General features: G+C 72.4%; 4 protein-coding genes. All 4 read left to right on the top strand.

Annotated elements, in window-relative coordinates; genetic code table 11:
* Window positions 1–241 precede the first annotated feature (241 nt).
* The 4 genes from ACWGIF_RS31145 to ACWGIF_RS31160 are packed head-to-tail and all read left to right on the top strand — an operon-like array spanning window position 242 to window position 5,682.
* Window positions 242–2,665 (top strand): RelA/SpoT family protein, encoded by a 2,424-nt coding sequence (locus ACWGIF_RS31145; RefSeq protein ID WP_453502477.1) that lies wholly within the window; start codon window positions 242–244, stop codon window positions 2,663–2,665.
* Window positions 2,666–2,710: 45 nt separating this feature from the next.
* Window positions 2,711–4,078 (top strand): protein kinase domain-containing protein, encoded by a 1,368-nt coding sequence (locus tag ACWGIF_RS31150; protein WP_453502479.1) that lies wholly within the window; start codon window positions 2,711–2,713, stop codon window positions 4,076–4,078.
* Window positions 4,071–4,556, top strand: a complete 486-nt coding sequence (locus ACWGIF_RS31155; protein ID WP_453502480.1) for an effector-associated constant component EACC1 — start codon at window positions 4,071–4,073, stop codon at window positions 4,554–4,556. The genes ACWGIF_RS31150 and ACWGIF_RS31155 overlap by 8 nt, the downstream gene beginning before the upstream one ends.
* Complete coding sequence (locus ACWGIF_RS31160; RefSeq protein WP_453502482.1) at window positions 4,540–5,682, top strand: caspase, EACC1-associated type; 1,143 nt, start codon at window positions 4,540–4,542, stop codon at window positions 5,680–5,682. Before ACWGIF_RS31155 ends, ACWGIF_RS31160 begins: the two co-directional genes overlap by 17 nt.
* Window positions 5,683–5,878 lie beyond the last annotated feature (196 nt).

Below are 5,878 nucleotides of genomic sequence, written 5' to 3' on the forward strand. Positions count from 1 at the left end.
GGGATGTCCCGGGTACCCGCCGCTTGCGTGTGCGGCGCCGCGGCCGGGGACCAGGCCCCGGACCCGCGCCTCGAACGCCGACGGGGCGGAAGACCGGGCTCCGCCCCGGACCGCGCGCCTCGAACGCCGACGGGAGCCGGAACCGGCGTGAGGCGGAGGCTCGGGGAACGGGGTGGCCGAACCCTCGCTACGATGGGTTATCCGGACCGGACACGGGCACCGGATCCGCTGAGGAGCGCTCTTGCCAGACGAGGTCCAGCCAATCTCCGCCGCGCAGCCCGACCCGCAGGCCGAGCAGGCCAAGGCGGCCGCCGCCACGCCCCCGCCGGCCCCGCCGGTCAAGCCCGCGTCGGCGAAGTCGGCCGGGTCCTCCAACCGGGTGCGCGCCCGGCTCGCCCGGCTGGGCGTCCAGCGCTCGAACCCGTACAACCCGGTTCTGGAGCCCCTGCTCCGCATAGTCCGCAGCAACGACCCGAAGATCGAGACGGCGACGCTGCGCCAGCTGGAACAGGCCTACCAGGTCGCCGAGCGCTGGCACCGCGGCCAGAAGCGCAAGAGCGGCGACCCGTACATCACCCACCCGCTCGCGGTGACCACCATCCTCGCCGAGCTCGGCATGGACCCGGCCACCTTGATGGCCGGTCTGCTCCACGACACGGTCGAGGACACCGAGTACGGCCTCGAAGACCTGCGCCGCGACTTCGGCGACGCGGTGGCCCTGCTGGTCGACGGGGTCACCAAGCTCGACCGGGTGAAGTTCGGGGAGGCCGCCCAGGCGGAGACCGTCCGCAAGATGGTCGTGGCGATGGCCAAGGACCCGCGCGTCCTCGTCATCAAGCTCGCCGACCGGCTGCACAACATGCGCACCATGCGCTACCTCAAGCGGGAGAAGCAGGAGAAGAAGGCCCGCGAGACCATCGAGATCTATGCCCCGCTGGCGCACCGGCTGGGCATGAACACGATCAAGTGGGAACTCGAGGACCTCTCCTTCGCGATCCTCTACCCGAAGATGTACGACGAGATCGTGCGCCTGGTCGCCGAGCGGGCGCCCAAGCGGGACGAGTACCTGGCCGTCGTCACCGACGAGGTGATGGTCGACCTCAGAGCCGCCCGGATCAAGGCCACCGTGACGGGCCGCCCGAAGCACTACTACAGCGTCTACCAGAAGATGATCGTCCGCGGCCGCGACTTCGCGGAGATCTACGACCTGGTGGGCATCCGCGTCCTCGTCGACACCGTTCGGGACTGCTACGCGGCCCTCGGTACGGTGCACGCGCGGTGGAACCCGGTCCCGGGCCGGTTCAAGGACTACATCGCGATGCCCAAGTTCAACATGTACCAGTCGCTTCACACGACGGTCATCGGACCCAGCGGCAAGCCCGTCGAGCTGCAGATCCGCACCTTCGACATGCACCGCCGCGCCGAGTACGGCATCGCCGCGCACTGGAAGTACAAGCAGCAGACCGTCGCCGGCACCTCCAAGGTCCGCACCGACGTCCCGCAGGCCGCCAAGGGCAGCGCCGGCCAGGACACGGTGAACGACATGGCCTGGCTGCGCCAGCTGCTGGACTGGCAGAAGGAGACCGAGGACCCGGGCGAGTTCCTCGACTCGCTGCGCTTCGACCTCTCCCGCAACGAGGTCTTCGTCTTCACCCCCAAGGGCGACGTCATCGCGTTGCCCGCCGGCGCCACCCCCGTGGACTTCGCGTACGCCGTCCACACCGAGGTCGGGCACCGCACGATAGGGGCCAGGGTCAACGGCCGCCTGGTCCCGCTGGAGTCCACGCTGGACAACGGCGACCTGGTCGAGGTCTTCACCTCCAAGGCCGAGGGCGCGGGCCCGTCCCGCGACTGGCTGGGCTTCGTCAAGTCCCCGCGGGCCCGCAACAAGATCCGCGCCTGGTTCTCCAAGGAGCGCCGAGACGAGGCCATCGAGCACGGCAAGGACGCCCTCGCGCGGGCCATGCGCAAGCAGAACCTGCCGATCCAGCGCATCCTGACCGGCGACTCGCTCGTCACCCTCGCGCACGAGATGCGCTACCCCGACATCTCCTCCCTGTACGCGGCGATCGGCGAGGGCCACGTGGCCGCGCAGGGCGTCGTGCAGAAGCTGGTGTCGGCCCTCGGCGGCGAGGAGGCGGCCAACGAGGACATCGAGGAGTCGATCCCGCCTGCCCGCGCCCGCAGCAAGCGGCGCAGCAACGCCGACCCGGGTGTCGTCGTCAAGGGCGTCGACGACGTGTGGGTCAAGCTGGCCCGCTGCTGCACCCCGGTTCCGGGCGACCCGATCATCGGGTTCGTCACCCGGGGCAGTGGCGTATCGGTTCACCGCGCGGACTGCGTCAACGTCGACTCCCTCTCGCAGCAGCCCGAGCGGATGCTGGAGGTCGAGTGGGCGCCCACCCAGTCCTCGGTCTTCCTGGTCGCCATCCAGGTCGAGGCGCTGGACCGGTCCCGGCTGCTGTCGGACGTCACCCGGGTCCTCTCGGACCAGCACGTCAACATCCTCTCGGCGGCCGTCCAGACCTCCCGCGACCGGGTGGCGACCTCCCGGTTCACCTTCGAGATGGGCGACCCCAAGCACCTGGGCCACGTCCTGAAGGCCGTTCGGGGTGTGGAGGGCGTCTACGACGTCTACCGTGTGACGTCTGCGAGAAGGCCGTGACCAAGGCCTGACCGCCGTTCTCGACGCCACCCCGGGGGGAATCACGTGGCCGGCAACGACGTCTTCCCGGCGGGGCTCGCCCGCCGCTATCGTCCGGTCGACGTGCTCGGGCGAGGCGGCATGGGCGTGGTGTTCGAGGCGGAGGACACCCGGCTGCGGCGCCGGGTCGCGGTGAAGGTGCTGTCGGCCGTCGGCGCGAGCCTCCCGCACGAGATGCAGCGGAGGTTCGTGGCCGAGGCCATCGCCCTGGCCCGGATCCGCCACCGGGGCGTGGTGGGCATCCACGACTCCGGGTTCGACACCCTCAGCGGCACGCCGTACCTGGTGATGGAGATGCTCGACGGGGCCGATCTCGCCGTCCTCGGCGCCGGCGCCGCGCTGTCGGTCCCCGCTGCCTGCTGGATCGCCGCAGAGACCCTCGACGCCCTGGACTCCGCCCACAAGAGCGGGGTGCTGCACCGCGACGTGAAGCCCGGCAACATCCGGGTGAGCCGGACGGGCCATGTGATCCTCTACGACTTCGGGCTCGCCGTGGTGACCGAGCAGCCGCGCAGCACCAGGGGCGACGACCGGCTGATCGGCACGCCGCAGTACATGGCACCGGAACGGATCGAGGGGCTGACTCCGGTCGAGGCCACCGACCTCTACGGCGTCGGGGCCTGCATGCACTTCATGCTCACCGGCAGGCCCCCCTTCGACAGCGACCCCGAGGAGTTCGGCGATCTCGTCCTGCGGGCCGCCCGGGGCATCCCGTCGCTGCGCAGCCGGGGCGTGCCCGGTCTCCCGGACGGCCTGATCGACGCGGTGGACGCGCTGTGCGCCAGGGACTTCCGCGACCGGCCGACGGACGCGGGCACGGCCGCGGCGCTGCTGCGGCGATGGGCGGCCGGCGGCAGGGAACTGGTCGAACAGCTCATCACCCGCCGCCTGCTGCACGGGGCGCCCGAGCCCGCGCCACCGGCCGAGGCGCCCGAGTACGACTGGTACGAGGTCGACGTGACGGACGCCGCCGTGCGTCCGCCACCGGACCCAAGGCCCTGGCTGAGCGCCCCTCCGGCGCCGGACGAGGAGCACCGGGTACGGCCCCCGGCACACCAGCCGGGCCCGGTCACGCTGAGCGAGGTCACCCGCAAGCTCGTGCACAGCCGGATGACCGCTGGTACCGCCCTGTCCCGCCAGCGCGAGGCCGTCGGCCTGGTGCTGCGGGGCGAGCTCCAGGAAGCCGCCCGACTGCTCGGCGGTGTCACCCCGTTCTGCGAGGAGACGCTGGGCCCGGCCCATCCGACCACGCTCGCCTGCCAGTACTGGCAGGCTGTGTGCCTGGCCCGGATGGGGAAGGCGAAGAAGGCGCTGGAACTGTTCGCGCGGGTCAGCGCACACCACGGACAGGGGAGGGACACGACGGATGCGTGAGTACGGCTTACAGGTGGATCCGTACAGCCCGGGGCAGGGGCCGGAGACCGAACTGCGGTCACTGCTGCTCTGGCTGCGGGAGGACGAGACGCTGCACCGTGAGGCACGGGGGCGGATCCGAAGCAGCGCGGCGGTCGCGGCGGTCGGCGGCACGGCCATGGGATCCACCGGTTTCGACCTCCTCCAGCTGACCGTCGGATCCGGCCTGGCCACCGGATCGCTGGTCTTCTCCATACTCCAGTGGCAGGCGACGCGCGGCGGCCGGGCCCCCGCCCTCACCGTGCGCCGTGGCCCGTACGAGGTCACGCTCACCGGGGCCGACGCCGGGGACCCCGAGGCCCTGCAGCGCATCGTCGCCGTGCTGGAGAACGGCAGCGGGCACGGGGAACGAAGCGGGGACCGGGAAGGGAGCGGCGACCGGGAGGGAAGCGGGGACGGGGGCGGAGACGGAGACGGGGCCGATGACGGGACTGCCTGACCCGGCGGCCTCGCGGGCGGTCCTCATCGGCAGCGCCGGCTACCGGCACCTCGCAGCCCTCCCGGCCGTCGAGGCCAACGTGAAGGACCTGGCCGCGGAACTGGGCGACGCCACCGTCTGGGGGCTGCCCGAACAGCACTGCACGGTCGTCCTCGACCCGCAGCACCCCGCCGAACTCCTCGACCCGGTCAACCGTGCCGGGGAGGAGGCCACGGACACTCTCCTCGTCTACTACGCCGGGCACGGGATGCGGGACGCGGCCACCGCCGACCTCTACCTCGCCCTCCAGGGCTCCCGCGAGCATGTCGGCTACACCGCCGTGGCCTACCAGCACCTGCGGTCCGCCCTGCGCGATTCCGCCGCCCGGCGCAAGGTGGTCGTCCTCGACTGCTGCTTCAGCGGCCGGGCCGCCTCCACCCTCGCGGGCGAGCAGGACGCGCTCGCCGCCCAGGCCGCCGTCGAGGGCGCGTACGTCCTCACCGCCTCTCCGCGCGACCGGGTGGCGCTGGCCCCCGACGGAGAGCGGCACACCGCCTTCACGGGGGAACTGCTGACCATCCTGCGCGACGGGATCCCCGACGGACCCGACTTGATCGACCTGGAGACGCTCTGCCGCACCATGGAGGCCCGGCTGCGCGCCAAGAACCGTCCGCTGCCGCAGCACGCCCACGAGATGGCCATGGGCCGCCTGCGGCTCGTACGCAACCGGGCGCGCGCCGTGCGCGGCACCCCGGCCGGTCCGGTCCTCGCCGCCGACGTGCGCGCCGCCATGGTCGTGGCCGGGCTCGGCCTCGCCCGTACGCTGCGCGCGGTGGGCCGCACCCGTGACGCGCTGCCCGTGCTGCGCCTCGCGCTCCAGGAACGGGCGCCCGACGGGGAGGGCGACCTGCTCGCCGCCCAGCTCGAACTCGCCGACATGCTGGAGGAGACCGGCCAGACCCGCGAGGCCGTGGAGGTGCTGGAGCAGGCGTTCCAGCAGGTGCACCGGTTCTACGGTCCCGAGGCCGTCCAGGTGTGCCGGCGGCTGGCCGCGCTGCTCCAGGAGTCCGGCAACCACATCCAGGCCTGCGAGGTCCTGGAGCATGCACTGGACCTGCTTCAGGACGGCAGCCGGGCCCTTCCGTGACAGGAAACCGGGCCCTTCCGTGACAGGAAAAAGGGGGCGGGGCCCCCCCCGGAAACCGGGGGGGGGCCCCCCCCCCGCCGGGGTGGGGGGGCGGCCCCCCCCCCCCCCGCCGCCGGCCCGGCGTGCCAGCGCGTGATTGGGGCGGTGGAGTATACCACAACCCCGGTTGACGCCCGGGGGTGGCGGCGCAAGGTGT

Source organism: Streptomyces sp. NPDC054849, assembly GCF_053610945.1.